Source organism: Pseudomonas sp. AO-1, assembly GCF_019775695.1.
Classification (GTDB): Bacteria; Pseudomonadota; Gammaproteobacteria; order Pseudomonadales; family Pseudomonadaceae; genus Aquipseudomonas; species Aquipseudomonas parakoreensis.
In genome coordinates this window covers 951,615-965,252 of sequence record NZ_CP079947.1, presented here as the reverse complement: position 1 = coordinate 965,252, position 13,638 = coordinate 951,615, and the positions used below count along the sequence as shown (strand labels likewise).

General features: G+C 53.3%; 8 protein-coding genes. 7 read left to right on the top strand and 1 reads right to left on the bottom strand.

Annotated features, from left to right (window positions below):
• The first annotated feature begins 305 nt into the window (after positions 1-305).
• The 7 genes from KVQ82_RS04480 to pglX all read left to right on the top strand — a co-directional run bounded on the left by KVQ82_RS04480 (position 306) and on the right by pglX (position 11,837).
• Positions 306-1,175 (top strand): YafY family protein, encoded by an 870-nt coding sequence (locus KVQ82_RS04480; RefSeq protein WP_222018168.1) that lies wholly within the window; start codon positions 306-308, stop codon positions 1,173-1,175.
• A 2-nt stretch (positions 1,176-1,177) separates the two neighbouring features.
• Positions 1,178-1,786: a DUF1819 family protein gene (locus KVQ82_RS04475; RefSeq protein WP_222018165.1), complete on the top strand. Its 609-nt coding sequence runs from the start codon at positions 1,178-1,180 to the stop codon at positions 1,784-1,786.
• Between the two features lie 25 nt (positions 1,787-1,811).
• Entirely contained in the window at positions 1,812-2,387 is a 576-nt protein-coding gene (locus KVQ82_RS04470; RefSeq protein WP_222018163.1) for a DUF1788 domain-containing protein, read from the top strand.
• 18 nt (positions 2,388-2,405) lie between these two features.
• Complete coding sequence (brxC, locus tag KVQ82_RS04465) at positions 2,406-6,077, top strand: BREX system P-loop protein BrxC (RefSeq protein WP_222018162.1); 3,672 nt, start codon at positions 2,406-2,408, stop codon at positions 6,075-6,077.
• A gap of 133 nt (positions 6,078-6,210) precedes the next feature.
• Positions 6,211-7,398, top strand: a complete 1,188-nt coding sequence (locus KVQ82_RS04460) for an AAA family ATPase (RefSeq protein ID WP_222018160.1) — start codon at positions 6,211-6,213, stop codon at positions 7,396-7,398.
• Positions 7,376-8,128: a hypothetical protein gene (locus KVQ82_RS04455; protein ID WP_222018158.1), complete on the top strand. Its 753-nt coding sequence runs from the start codon at positions 7,376-7,378 to the stop codon at positions 8,126-8,128. Before KVQ82_RS04460 ends, KVQ82_RS04455 begins: the two co-directional genes overlap by 23 nt.
• A gap of 52 nt (positions 8,129-8,180) precedes the next feature.
• Entirely contained in the window at positions 8,181-11,837 is a 3,657-nt protein-coding gene (pglX, locus tag KVQ82_RS04450; protein ID WP_222018156.1) for a BREX-1 system adenine-specific DNA-methyltransferase PglX, read from the top strand.
• Between the two features lie 419 nt (positions 11,838-12,256).
• Here pglX and hemE read toward each other — a convergent pair whose 3' ends face one another.
• Entirely contained in the window at positions 12,257-13,324 is a 1,068-nt protein-coding gene (gene hemE / locus KVQ82_RS04445) for a uroporphyrinogen decarboxylase (RefSeq protein ID WP_222018154.1), read from the bottom strand.
• Positions 13,325-13,638 lie beyond the last annotated feature (314 nt).

Genomic DNA, 13,638 nt, shown 5'->3' with positions numbered 1-13,638 from the left:
GGTCGGCGGTTGATGGTACGCCTTTTAGCAGTCAACTGGAGCCGATTGGCCTTGCGCAACGCCCCTCCGGAACTCGCTACGAAAGATGTCCCCGCAAGCGCGGCAGCCAGTAAAGAAAGGGGGCTGCAGGCCTTAAGAATTGCGCTCGTTAAAAATCGATCGACGCTATTTTCACGCATCGGACGCCGACGCTATCAGCAATCCACGCGGAATCACTCAAAACGCAAAAAACTTTACAGTAAATAAATTTACACTGGCGCCTCGTATCAGGCATCATCTGGACCAGCTCACATTCAGGAATGTCAATGCCGCTCCCCAAACACGAAGCCCTCCTCAGGCTACGCGCGATAGAGCTAATCAGCTATTGGGAGGGTCGCCTGGTCACCACTCAGTTGATGACATGGTTTGGCATCAGCCGCCAGCAAGCTTCATCCGACATCAATCGCTATAACTGCGAATTCAATCCAGGCTCGCTAATTCACAGCCCTGCAGTTAAAGGCTATGTCCCGACGGCTGGCTTTCAGCCCGTACTGAGCGCTGGGCACATCAATGAGTACATGGCACTCATCGGCGATCAATCTGATCAGCCCGTGTCTGAAATTTTGGAAGCTCACCCCAGCGTCACTACTGTCCAACTTCCAGACCGTGCAGCCCGCCCTGAAGTGGTTCGCGAGTTAATCAGAGCCTGCCGCAATGCCGGCAGCCTGAAAATACTCTACGCCTCCATGTCCAACCCGCAAATTCATGAACGTGTGATTTCACCTCACACTCTCGTTTATACGGGTTTCCGCTGGCACGTTCGCGCTTGGTGCCATAAGCGCCAGGCCTTCCGCGATTTTTTACTCTCACGTATCTATCGCACGCCAAAATCGTGCGACGCTCACGCTCCCTTATCGAGTACAGACAGTGGCTGGCACGACCAAGTCAACCTGACACTAATCCCTAATGAACTACTCAGCGATGCCCAAAAGTCTTTAGTTGAGCGCGATTTCGGTATGCCAGAAGGCCGCCTACAGCTAACAGTTCGTACAGCACTTGCCCACTACACCCTTCAACGATATCAGGCTGCCATCACCTCAGAAGAAGCCGAGCGAGTACGCGAGCATCCATTGCAATTGCTTCCAACTGATCGCGCCAAGCTAACTCCCCTCCTCTTTAGCAGTGATGGGGAATAGGCATGCATAGCTTCCATTACGACTCTGACTTAATCGGCGGCTCGTTGCAGGTGCGTGAATCACGCATCGTTGCAGACCTGCTGCTGCAGGACGCCAGCCCTGAGCAATGGCATGAGGTCATACAGCAACAGAACCGGCTGCAGAAGCGCGCACCGGCTTCGGCCAAGCGTGTGGCTCAAGCCATCCGCAAGCGTCTGGAGCGATTGGATGCCCCTTTCTGGCGGGCAATTCGAGATGGAGATGATGAACTCGCTACCCAAGTGGTGTTCTGCTCGGCCTTGGAGCGCAACCTGCTCCTCGTCGAATTCATCGAGACCGTCCTCAAAGACGCTTTCGTCACCCGCGCCGGCGTGCTCGAATCCTACCACTGGAGTGAGTTTCTGGATGAACGCAGCCATCGAGATTCGGCCATCACCACCTGGACGGAGTCCAGTCGCAAGAAGATGGCGCAGGTCGTCTATCGCATGCTGACCGAGGTCGGCCTGTTGAAAAGCACCCGCAACATGAAACTACAAAACCTGATGATTCGGTCAGAGGTCCGCGTATTACTGGATGACAGCTACCGCAACCGCATAAAAGCCTGTTTGGAAGTATCCAATGCCACCGGATAGTGGGCGTGGAATAAGGAGTGTTCGCATGAATCAGCAACTGCAGGATCGGCTAAACCAGATCGCAGACAAAATCCTCACCGAAGAGTTCCTGAGGAGCCAAGGATTGGGCAATGAGCTCGGTTTCTGGATCTTCGACTACGCCCCCGAGGATGAGCTGCAGGTGCGCGAATACCTCAGTTTTCTGCAGGGGTTCCTCGCCAAGAAGCAGAGCCAGCTCAAAGTGGCTCATATCAATTTGCTGCAGGCTATGCGCGAATATCTGGATCAACGCAGCTTCACTGAAAAAGCCATTCAGATGCAGCAAGCCAAAGGTGACCTCGCGCTGCTCAAGGCGCTGTCCGGACCGCTGCATATGGACAAATTCGCGCCCTTCCTAATGGAACACAGCGACGCCGATCAACACGACGTGGTGCTAATCAGTGGTGTTGGCTCAGTTTGGCCGGTTCTTCGCGCCCACAACCTTCTCAACAAGCTACACGCGCTGCTTGGCCACAAGCCTCTGGTTCTTTTTTACCCCGGTCATTACTCAGGGCAGTCACTCGCCTTGTTCGACCGCATTCCCAGCAACAACTACTACCGCGCCTTCAAGCTGGTTCCCTGATAAATAAGGACGATTGCCGTGAGCATTAAAGATATTTTCTTCAAGGAACTCGATCGCCCGATCAACGGCGTGGTTAAGGCGGATCAGTCCGACGACGCAACCGTGCACCAAGAGCTGGATGAATACGTTGTCACCAACGAGCTGGAAAAACACTTCCGCAGCTTCTTCGAATCCTACAGTACTGACTTGAACGATCCCTCCATCGCCAACCGCGTGGGCGTATGGATCAGCGGTTTCTTCGGCTCGGGTAAGTCGCACTTCCTCAAGACCTTGTCATACCTGCTGGCCAACATCGAAGCCCGCGATGCTCGGGGCAAGGCTCGCAAGGCTGTTTCTTTCTTTGATGCGAGCAAACTGCGTGATGCCACCATCCGTGCCGACATCGACAAGGCCGTTGCCAACAGTGCCGATGTCATCTTGTTTAACATCGACAGCAAAGCCAGCTCCAACGATGCTGGCAACCCGATCCTCAATGTCTTCCTACGGGTGTTCAACGAGCATCAAGGTTTCAGTGGCGACCATCCCCACATCGCCCACATGGAGCGTCATCTGGCCCAGCGCGGCGTCTATGAGCGATTCAAGCAAGCCTTTAATGATTCCACCGGGATGGACTGGACTGAGGAGCGTGATGGCTATCAGTTCTACCAGGATGACATTGAGCAAGCGGTAGCCGCAGCCCTCGATCTGTCTGCTGAAGCCGCGCACAAATGGTTCGAAGATTCCGAGCAAACGTTCAGCGTCTCAGTCGAGAACTTCTGCAACTGGGTGCGGGAATACCTCGACACCCAGCCAGCCAAACACCGCGTGCTGTTCCTGGTGGACGAAGTCGGCCAGTTCATCGGCAGCGACACCAAACTGATGCTAACCCTGCAGACCATCACCGAAAACCTCGGCACCATCTGCAAAGGCCGCGCCTGGATCATCGTCACCTCTCAAGCCGATATGGATGCCGTACTGGGCGAGCTGTCCGCCTCCAAGGCCAACGACTTCTCGAAAATTGCCGGGCGCTTCAAAACCCGACTTTCACTGTCCAGCTCCAACACTGACGAGGTCATCCAGAAGCGTCTGCTGCGTAAAACACCGGAAGCTGAAGCCGAACTTCGCGCCCTCTGGGAACATAAAGGCGACATCCTGCGCAACCAGATCACCTTCGACCGCTCCGGCCCGACCCTGAAGAACTTCGATGGTCCGGAAAGCTTCATCAGCAACTACCCCTTTGCGCCGTACCACTTCCAGCTGGTGCAAAAGGTCTTCGAGGAAATCCGCAAGGTCGGTGCCACCGGGGCGCACCTGGCCTACGGCGAGCGTTCCATGCTCGATGCCTTCCAGATGGCAGCCATGGCCATTGCGGAGAAACCGCTCGGCGCGCTGATTCCCATGTACAGCTTCTACCGCGCCGTCGAAGGCTTCCTCGATACCGCCGTCAAGCGCACCATCGATCAGGCGGGCGAAAGCAGCGTCCTCGACGCCTTCGACGTACAAATCCTGCGCACCCTGTTCATGATCCGCTATGTCGACTTGATCAAGGGCACCCTCGACAACCTCGTCACCCTCTCCATTGAACAGGTCGACGAAGATAAACTAGCGCTGCGTCGCCGCATCGAAGAAACCCTCCAGCGCCTTGAAAAGGAAAGCCTGATCACCCGCAATGGTGACGAATTTGTCTTCCTCACAAACGAGGAGCGCGACATCACTCGCAAGATCAAGGCCACAGAGATCGCCGGCTCAGAAGAGAACAAGGCACTGTCGGACCTGATCTACAAAGACCTGCTCAAGGACAAGAACAAGTTCCGCTACAGCGTCAACAAGACCGACTACAGCATCGGTCGCTACCTCGACGGCCACAGCCTGGAAGGCCGCTACGAGCACGACCTCCGTGTCGAAGTGATCTCGCCACTGGATCTCGACTACGCGCTCTATGGCGAAGCCGGCTGCATCAATAAAAGCAACGAAGCTCCTGCCGGCATGGCACTGTTCAAATTACCTGACAGCAAGGAATTCTTCACCGAGCTACGCACCTGGCTGAAGACCAACAAATTTATCCGCCTCAACGACGACGGCAGCCAGCCTGAGCTGAGCAAGATCCTCGCCGAACGCGGCCGCGAGAACCAGGAGCGTAAAAAGCGCCTGCGCTTGCTACTAGAAGAGCTGGCCGAGCGCGCAGAGATCTATGCGCAGGGGCAGCACCTGAAGCTCAACAGCAACAATATCGTCAGCAAGTTCGACGAGGCGTGCCAGTATCTCCTTGAAAACACTTTCACCAAACTGGGCTACCTGCGAGTACTACAGCAGGAGCCAGAGCGTGAACTCCACGCCATTCTGCACACCAACGACATCGGCCAACTCGGCCTGACCCTCGATGGTGACGAAGGCAATCCGCAGGCCATCAAGGAAGTTGAACAGTTCATTTCGCTGCGCGCCTCCGGTAACGAACGCTTGCTGGTCTCAGACATCATCGAGCGCTTCAGTAAGCGTCCCTATGGCTGGCCGGATGGAGAGATCCTGCTAGTTCTCGGTCGCCTGGCCGCTTCAAGCCGTATTTCGTTCCACGCCGCAGGCCCCAGCATGCCGCTGCCGGACGCCTTCGAGTACCTCACCAACAGCCGTAAGCGCCGTGAAGTCTCGGTGCAGAAGAAGCGCCAGACCGACGAAGGACTGCTCAAGCAAGCACGTAATCTGACCCAGGAGCTATTCAACGCCCTTGGCCCAGCAGGCGAGAAGGAGTTGTTCGAGTACTACTGCGTGCACTTCGGCAACTGGCGCATCAACCTGGAAAAATACAAAGCAACGGTTAGCGCCGGGCGGTTCCCTGGCAAAGAGGCCATAGAGCAGGCCTTGTTCAGCCTGCAGCGCCTTCTAAGCAACACCGACAGCGTCGATTTTTTCAAAGCTGTGGTCGACAACAAGGATGACTTCCTGGATCTGGAAGAGGACTACCGTGATCTACATGAGTTCTTCACCAATCAGCTCCATACCTGGCAGCAACTTCAGCAAGCTTTGCGTCGTTTCGACAAAAATAAACAAGCGCTGGATAAAGACGAGAAAGCCTGCAAAGCACTGACCGAGCTGAGGGCCATCGAGCAGAACGCCTCGCCCTATGGCCAGCTGCACCAGGTCGCTACTCTGGTTGAAACTGTAGAAGCCATTAACGCCGCAATACTGTCTGAAAAGCGTCAGTACGCTCTGGCTCGTGTCGACGAGAAAATCGCCCAATTGCAGGCCGAGATTGCAAAGAGCGGTATCGAAACCGCCGAGCTGAGTAACCGTCTTCTGCGCCCACTGCAACTGGTCAAGGCGGATCTGGAAACAGAAACCAGCATCGCCAACATCTACATGCTGCAAACCCAAACCGCTGACGAGCGCCTGCATGACGGTGTATTCGATCTGGAACGTGCCATCCAGGTCGAGGCCGAGCGCCAGCAGAAACTTCAGCAGGAGCAGGCCAAGGCCGCACAATCAGCCAATTTGGCAAGCGGAGTCAAGGAAGACCGAGCGCCTGCCTTGGTGCCCACACCCAAACCTGTAACGCCGCCCAAGCCAGTAGTCGAGGTAACCGCCACCAGCGTGTTCAACAAGCTCGGCAACGGCCTGTATCTAGAAAGCCAGAATGACATTGAACGTTTTATCGAGGCACTCAGGGTTGAGCTGGAAGTTGCAATCAAACAAGACACGCGCGTTAGGATCCGCTGAAGCCATGGTCAGCTATCAGCGGTGAGCGTGAGCCGAAGGAGCAAAAGGACTTGCTCTAAAAGCTGATAATGTCACCAGTCTGAACGGATAATCGGCCACTGAGCCAGCGCCATCACATTCGGGTTAGCACAATATGATCAAATCCATCTGGGTAGATAATTTTAAATCACTGGTGAAGTTCGACCTACAACTGGCTAGTTTCACCTGCTTAGTAGGATTAAACGGAGCCGGTAAATCCACTGTTTTACAAGCCATAGACTTTATCGCCCGGTTAATGCTCGGCGACTTGGACGGCTGGCTGAAACAGCGTCAGTGGGACAAGGCCGACATCAACTCCAAACTAACCAAACGCAGCAATATCGAATTCAGGATCACCTTTGAAGATGCCAATTTTGGCACTCTGGTCTGGAGTGGCAGCATCAATAGAACCACCCTAAATTGTACGCAAGAGCACGTAACAGCCGATGAAGCGACCTTGCTGAAAGTGGAAGAAGGCAGCTACAGCATCGTTAATCCCGCTGCTCCACAGAAAAGTCTGGAGCGCAGCAAAATCGTTTTTGAGTATCAAGGTTCGATTCTTTCAGCACTAAAAGACTCCCAACTCAGCCCAGAATTGCTCGCACTTAAATCAGCCGTCAGCCAAATCCATTCGCTGGATTTGCTCTCACCGGAGCTGCTCAGATCTAAAACGCGAGACGCAGAAGGCCATTTAGGGCTTGGTGGCGAAAGACTTTCTGCCTATATCCACGAGGCCCGCCCTGAGCAAAAGGAGCGCCTGCGCCAGCAACTGAGCACGGTTTATCAACAGCTAGAAAAAATTGAAACCCGCGCCCTGCGATCTGGCTGGAAGCAGCTGGATATTGTCGAGCGCTTCGGCGATCAGGAACTAAAAACCTCGGCCCGCCACATGAACGATGGCATGTTGCGTCTGATGGCGATCCTCTCTCAACTGGCATCACAGCATCACTTTCTGCTGTTTGATGAAATCGAAAATGGCATAAACCCAGAACTCGTTGAGTATCTGGTCGATCGGCTGGTCAGTAGTAATCACCAGGTCATGGTCACCACCCATAGCCCGATGATCATCAACTACATGGACGACCGCGTCGCAGCTGAAAGCGTGGTCTATCTATACAAAACACGTGAAGGCTTCACCCGTAGCATCAAGCTCTTTGACATCCCGTCCCTGAAAGAAAAACTGCAATTCATGGGGCCAGGCGAGGCATTTATTGATACTGATCTTACCCATCTCTATCAGGAAATCGAGTCAGTGCAACACGTGAACAAAGGGGGCATGGATGCATCTTCTATTGAGCGGTGAAGGCCCTGGTGATATTGGCACGTGTAACCCGGCGGCGGACCATTGCACAGCGCAGCAATTCCGGCCTGGCCCAATGGCCTGGTTCGTTGACCAGCTGGTAGAGATCTTTCAAGGTTATGAGTTCTCGCACCTCGGTAATGAATGCGTCACTTACTTGTCAGAAAGCTATCTAGCAGCCAACAAACCCGTTCGCTCACGCAAAAGCATGTCAATACCGGGCAAGAAAAGTCCGAAAGAAACTCATTACTACTATGCCAACGCCCGTGCTCTGGCCATAGCAGCGACAGACAAAGCAACTGAACTCACCGACACAGTCATTGCTGTGCTATTTCGTGATGGCGATGGCACTGCATCGGCCGGGCGCGGCCAGTGGCGCGAAAAAAGGCAGTCGATGATTGCCGGCTTCCAAGCAGAAGCCTTTGCATTTGGTGTGCCCATGATCCCTAAGCCCAAATCTGAAGCCTGGTTACTCTGCGCAGTCAAAGCGAGCCCATACCAACATTGCAATCTGCTTGAGTCCGAGTCAGGTAATGATCGCGGCATGAACCCACTGAAAGACCAATTGGGAGTCGCGCTTGCTGCGGAAAACAGCACCCAGCAAATAAATCAACGTGTCATCAGCGGCGAGATAGATGCCCAGCGTATTGACATGGACTCCTTCAACGAATTCAAAAATGCCTTACAAGATGCCGTGCATAAGGCGATGAGGCAAGAGAGAGATCGTGTGTGACCATCGGCTCAAGTCGCTCCGCATCGCTCGGACCAATACATAGGGAAAGCCCATGAACACTAGCAACATTAAGCGCTACGCCCCCAAGGCGCGTACCGCCTTTATCGCCGCCATGACAAAGCGCGCGGCGCTCTTTGGCATCCGCGAATCCAGCATCCCTAGCCAGGGCATTGAGCCGCTGGAGCAGAAAGGCGATCTAGCCCTGATCGGCGATCGGCCTTTCCCGGCCAGCATCATCCGACCCCGCGCTGCGTTGGTGAAAAAGGTCGAGCAAATGGGCTTTGCCCAGGCTATGGAGCAAGCAGCTTACAGCTGGTTCAACCGTCTTTGTGCTATTCGCTACATGGAGCTAAAGGGCTATTTGGATCACGGTCGTCGTGTGCTCAGTCACCCAGATCATCCCGGCGGCTTCCAAATCCTTGATGAGTGCCTGGATTTTGAGTTGGAAGGGCTGGATAAGCAGCGCATCGCCGAGCTCAAACTCGACGGCACCAAAGACGAGGAACTCTATCACGAGCTGCTGCTGGCTCAGTGCCACGCCCTTCACCAAGCCATGCCATTCCTGTTTGAGGCTGTGGACGATGCCTTGGAGCTGCTGCTGCCGAACAACCTGACCAAGACCGACTCGTTGATTCGCGAACTGGTGGAAGCTATCCCCGAGGAGAATTGGGGCAACGTCGAGATCATCGGCTGGCTGTACCAGTTCTACATCTCTGAGAAGAAAGATCAGGTCATCGGCAAGGTGGTGAAGAGTGAGGACATACCCGCTGCCACTCAGTTGTTTACCCCCAACTGGATCGTCCAGTACCTGGTGCAGAACTCCGTGGGCCGTCAGTGGCTGCAAACCTACCCTGACTCGCCACTGAAAAAGAAGATGCCCTACTACATCGAGCCAGCCGAGCAGACGCCCGAAGTATGGGACCAGCTGGCCGCCATCACACCGGATAACATCGACCCGATGACCATCAAGGTACTCGACCCTGCCTGCGGTTCCGGGCATATCTTGGTCGAAGCCTACAAGGTGCTCAAGGCCATCTACGAAGAGCGTGGCTATCGTTCGCGCGACATTCCGCAGCTAATTCTGCAACACAACCTCTACGGCCTAGACATCGATGACCGCGCCGGCCAGCTTGCCGGCTTCGCCCTAATGATGCTGGCCCGCGAAGACGACCGCCGCATTTTTACTCGCGAGATTCAACTCAACGTCCTATCCATGCAAGAAAGTCGCCATGTTGATTTCGACAAGCAGTGGAAGGCCCTTAACCTGACCAGTGAGTGGCGGCTCGGTCAGTCACAAAGTCTATTTGAAAGCGAGCAGAGGGATCTGAGTTCCGCCAGCGCCGACAACCGCTACCAATTTCTTCAAAATATCCTGGCGCGCTTTATCCAAGCAAAGACCCTCGGTTCGTTGATAGAGGTGCCAGCGGAGGATGCCAAGCAGCTAAGCGAGCTGCTGGTGCAATTGCGTCAACTGGCCAGAGACGGTGATGTGATGCAAAAACCGGCATCGGAGCAGCTGATTCCTTACGTACAGCAAGCTTGGCTATTGGCGCAGCGCTACGACGCGGTGGTGGCGAATCCGCCATATTTAGGTTCAAACAATTTCAATGCAACATTAAAAAATGAACTTAAGAGAAATGGATACAAAATTACCAGAACTGACCTCTGCGTGGTATTTATTCAACGATTATTGAGACTGTGCAATCCAGATAAAGATGTTTCAATGGTAACCATGCGGAGCTGGATGTTTACCGACTCATATGAGGATTTTAGGCTATCCATCATCAACGAAACCACCATCAAATCCCTTATACACCTTGGCTCAGGAGCATTCGAATCCATTGGCGGAGAAATTGTATCCACAACAATGTTTACATTCGGAAATGGTTACAAAAAAAGATACATATCCAACTTCAAGCAGCTCTCAGATGCAAATGGAAATAGCAAAGAAAGTGAGTTTTTCAACTCGCAAAACAACTACACCCTAGTTCAGAGCGAGCTAACAAGAGTCAAAAGCCAGCCATTCGTATTCTGGAAGGGAGACTTCCTAGCCAAACTATATGAAAAAAACTTGCCAATAGGCGAATACTGCTCAATCAGAGAAGGAATACATACTGGAGACAACCCAACATATATAAGAAGCTGGTGGGAGGTTAGCAGTCGTAAAACACTAAGAACCGCAGAAAGCATCAGCGACATTGATGATTTCGATGCAAAATGGATCCCGTACAATAAAGGCGGCGGTTGTTATCGGTGGTATGGCTACTATGAATTTGTTCTGGCTTTCGACAAACGTTCTAGAGAGGAAATGGCTAAACTTAAAAGTCATGTCAGGCCTAGTCAAAATTTATACTTCTTGGAAGGAGCCACATGGTCTGACATCGGGACAAAAGGCTTTGGAGTAAAATACTATCCAAAGGGCTTCCTTTTTGACCAAAAAGGCCCTGCCTGCGTTTCAAAAAATATTTATCATCTGATTTCCGCTTTAAACTCAAAAACTTTCACACACATAGCGGAGACATTGATGCCCACTGTTACATATAGGTGCGGCACTGTATCCGAAATCCCTTTACCATTAGTTACGGACGAATCAACACCCAAACGAATTACTGAAGAAGCCATCTCAATAGCAAAGAGCGACTATGACAATCAAGAGTTAAGTTTTGACTTCAAAAGACACCCTATCTCAGGTGGGGCACGAAGCATTTTTGAGAGCCTCGCTAACTTCAGGAGCATCTCAAACAGGAAAACTGAACAGCTTATTGAACTGGAAGAGGAAAACAATCTATTCTGGTCAAACGCCTATGGCCTTTCTGGTGAAATCAACAGTAAAGTGATAGCAGGTGATTTAACCCTATTTTCTAATTTGCCATACAGATATCGTGGAGCTATAGAAAAAGGCACCTCTCTAGAGGAAGTTGAAGGCCAATATCGCTCAGAGCTTTTAGTGGAAATAATCAGTTATTTTATTGGCTGTGTTATGGGCCGCTACTCCCTCGACTGCGAAGGACTGGTCTATGCCCATGTCGGCAATCTAGACTTTGCCGAATTAATTGCTGCGGGTGCCTATAAAACCTTCCCCGCCGATAGCGACGGCATCCTGCCACTCACTGATCAGGAATGGTTCACCGATGATGCCAGCAATCGCTTCCGCGAGTTTGTCCGCATCGTTTGGGGCGAAGAGCACCTGCAAGAAAACCTCAATTTCGTCGCTGAAAGCCTGTGTCTACAAGCCATCAAGCCCAAGCGCGGCGAGTCTGCACTGGACACCATCCGCCGTTATCTTAGTATCCAGTTCTTCAAGGATCATCTTAAGACCTACAAGAAGCGACCGATCTACTGGCTGTTTAGCTCCGGAAAGCACAAGGCCTTCGAGTGTCTGGTATACCTACATCGGTACAATGAAGTCACCTTGGCGCGCATGCGTACCGAGTACGTCATTCCCCTCACTGCCAAACTCAATACTTATGCTAACAAGCTCGAACAAGATATCAACGCTAGTACTAGCACTGCCGAAAGGAAGGCTCTCGAAAAACAGCTAACCACGCTGCACAACCAACAAGCCGAACTATCAACCTTCGACGAAAAACTTCGCCACTATGCAGACCTGCGCATCAGCCTAGATCTGGATAACGGCGTGAAGGTGAACTACGGGAGGTTTGGGGACTTGTTAGCGGAAGTGAAAACCGTGACAGGGGAAAAAGCTTGAAATTAAATCCGTTAGCCCACAGGAGAAGGACTATTAGGCCCTCTGTGGGCGCAACCAGTAGACAAATGAGCTGCGATCCAACAGGTTAAGCCCATAGCCATAAAATGTCGATTGCAGGAGCTGAGCCCCCCCTTCGGTTAGTAGGTGGGGTTATGGATCAGTTACGCTTTTTCGGCCTCAGCTCTTAAAATTCGTCATGTAGAAAGTAAAAATAACTGGAACCAGAGCAAGTGCCTGAAGCAATTTAAACGAAGGAATGGCGCAAACCATTTTCATGACATAGAGCCATGCGGCATCGGGTTGCAGCGCCAAATGAGAAGCTAAAGAAGCGCAGAGTGTCTAAGCATCTTGCACGAGAAGGGGGAAACTCACGGAGCAAAACAGCCTGTCCGGCAGGCTGCAGTTAAGCCAGGAAGGGATTACTGATGGTATTGCGCAGAAAGCTCATGCACCGCACGCAGGAAGGCGCCAGCGTGTTCCGGGTCGACTTCTGGGGTGATGCCGTGGCCGAGGTTGAACACATGGCCACTGCCTTTGCCGTAGCTGGCGAGGATGCGGGCGACTTCGGCTCGGATTGCTTCCGGTTTGGCGTAGAGCACGGTGGGGTCCATGTTGCCTTGCAGGGCAACTTTGTTGCCGACGCGCTCGCGAGCGTTGCCGATGTCGCAGGTCCAGTCCAGACCCAGGGCATCCGCGCCGGAGTCGGCGATGCTTTCCAACCACAGGCCGCCGTTTTTGGTGAACAGGATCACCGGGATTTTGCGGCCTTCGTGCTCGCGGATCAGGCCGCTGACGATTTTGCGCATGTAGGCCAGGGAGAATTCCTGGTACGCCGCCGCCGACAGGTTGCCGCCCCAGGTGTCGAAGATCTGTACCGCCTGGGCACCGGCCTTGATCTGGCCGTTGAGGTAACTGGTGACCGACTGCGCGAGTTTGTCCAGCAGCAGGTGCATGGCTTGCGGGTTGTCGTAGAGCATCGCCTTGGTCTTGCGGAAGTCTTTCGACGAGCCGCCTTCGACCATGTAGGTGGCCAGGGTCCACGGGCTGCCGGAGAAGCCGATCAGCGGCACGCGGCCGTTCAGCTCACGACGGATGGTGCTGACGGCATCCATCACGTAGCCGAGGTCTTTGTGTGGATCAGGAATCGGCAGGGCTTCGATGTCAGCCAGGGTGCTGATGACTTTCTTAAAGCGCGGACCTTCGCCAGTTTCGAAGTACAGGCCTTGGCCCATGGCATCGGGAATGGTCAGGATGTCGGAGAAGAGGATCGCCGCATCCAGTTGTGGATAACGGTCGAGCGGCTGCATCGTGACTTCGCAAGAGAACTCCGGGTTCATGCACAGGCTCATGAAATCACCTGCCTTAGAGCGGCTGGCGCGGTATTCCGGCAGGTAGCGCCCAGCTTGACGCATCATCCACACCGGGGTGACATCTACAGGCTGCTTGAGCAGGGCACGAAGGAAACGGTCGTTCTTGAGGGCAGTCATGTTGGCATCCGCAAAAAAAGTACGGGTATTTTCTCAGAGCGCGACGCAAAAGGCACGGCAAGAGCCGTGTATTTTTCACGGGGAAATCGGTCTTCCAAACGACACAGCCCCTATGGGAGTAGGCTCTTCGCAACCGAGGGGGATCTTGAGATAAATCACCATCTCAAGCAAGTCGGCTCGGCTCTCTGGCCCATGGCACAGGCGAGACGCTCGACCAGAGCGCTGGAATCTGGCTCGTGGACTTCAGCCGATGACACGGGACGGCATCTGAATGTCAGGAAACAACCCCAAATCGTGGATAATCGGCCCTTATC

What these genes read in the sequence shown, in the direction of transcription:
- KVQ82_RS04480 (WP_222018168.1), top strand. Translation starts at nt 306, where the DNA reads ATGCCGCTCCCCAAACACGAAGCCCTCCTCAGGCTACGCGCGATAGAG.
- KVQ82_RS04475 (WP_222018165.1), top strand. Translation starts at nt 1,178, where the DNA reads ATGCATAGCTTCCATTACGACTCTGACTTAATCGGCGGCTCGTTGCAG.
- KVQ82_RS04470 (WP_222018163.1), top strand. Translation starts at nt 1,812, where the DNA reads ATGAATCAGCAACTGCAGGATCGGCTAAACCAGATCGCAGACAAAATC.
- KVQ82_RS04460 (WP_222018160.1), top strand. Translation starts at nt 6,211, where the DNA reads ATGATCAAATCCATCTGGGTAGATAATTTTAAATCACTGGTGAAGTTC.
- KVQ82_RS04455 (WP_222018158.1), top strand. Translation starts at nt 7,376, where the DNA reads ATGCATCTTCTATTGAGCGGTGAAGGCCCTGGTGATATTGGCACGTGT.
- pglX (WP_222018156.1), top strand. Translation starts at nt 8,181, where the DNA reads ATGAACACTAGCAACATTAAGCGCTACGCCCCCAAGGCGCGTACCGCC.
- hemE (WP_222018154.1), bottom strand. Translation starts at nt 13,324, where the DNA reads ATGACTGCCCTCAAGAACGACCGTTTCCTTCGTGCCCTGCTCAAGCAG.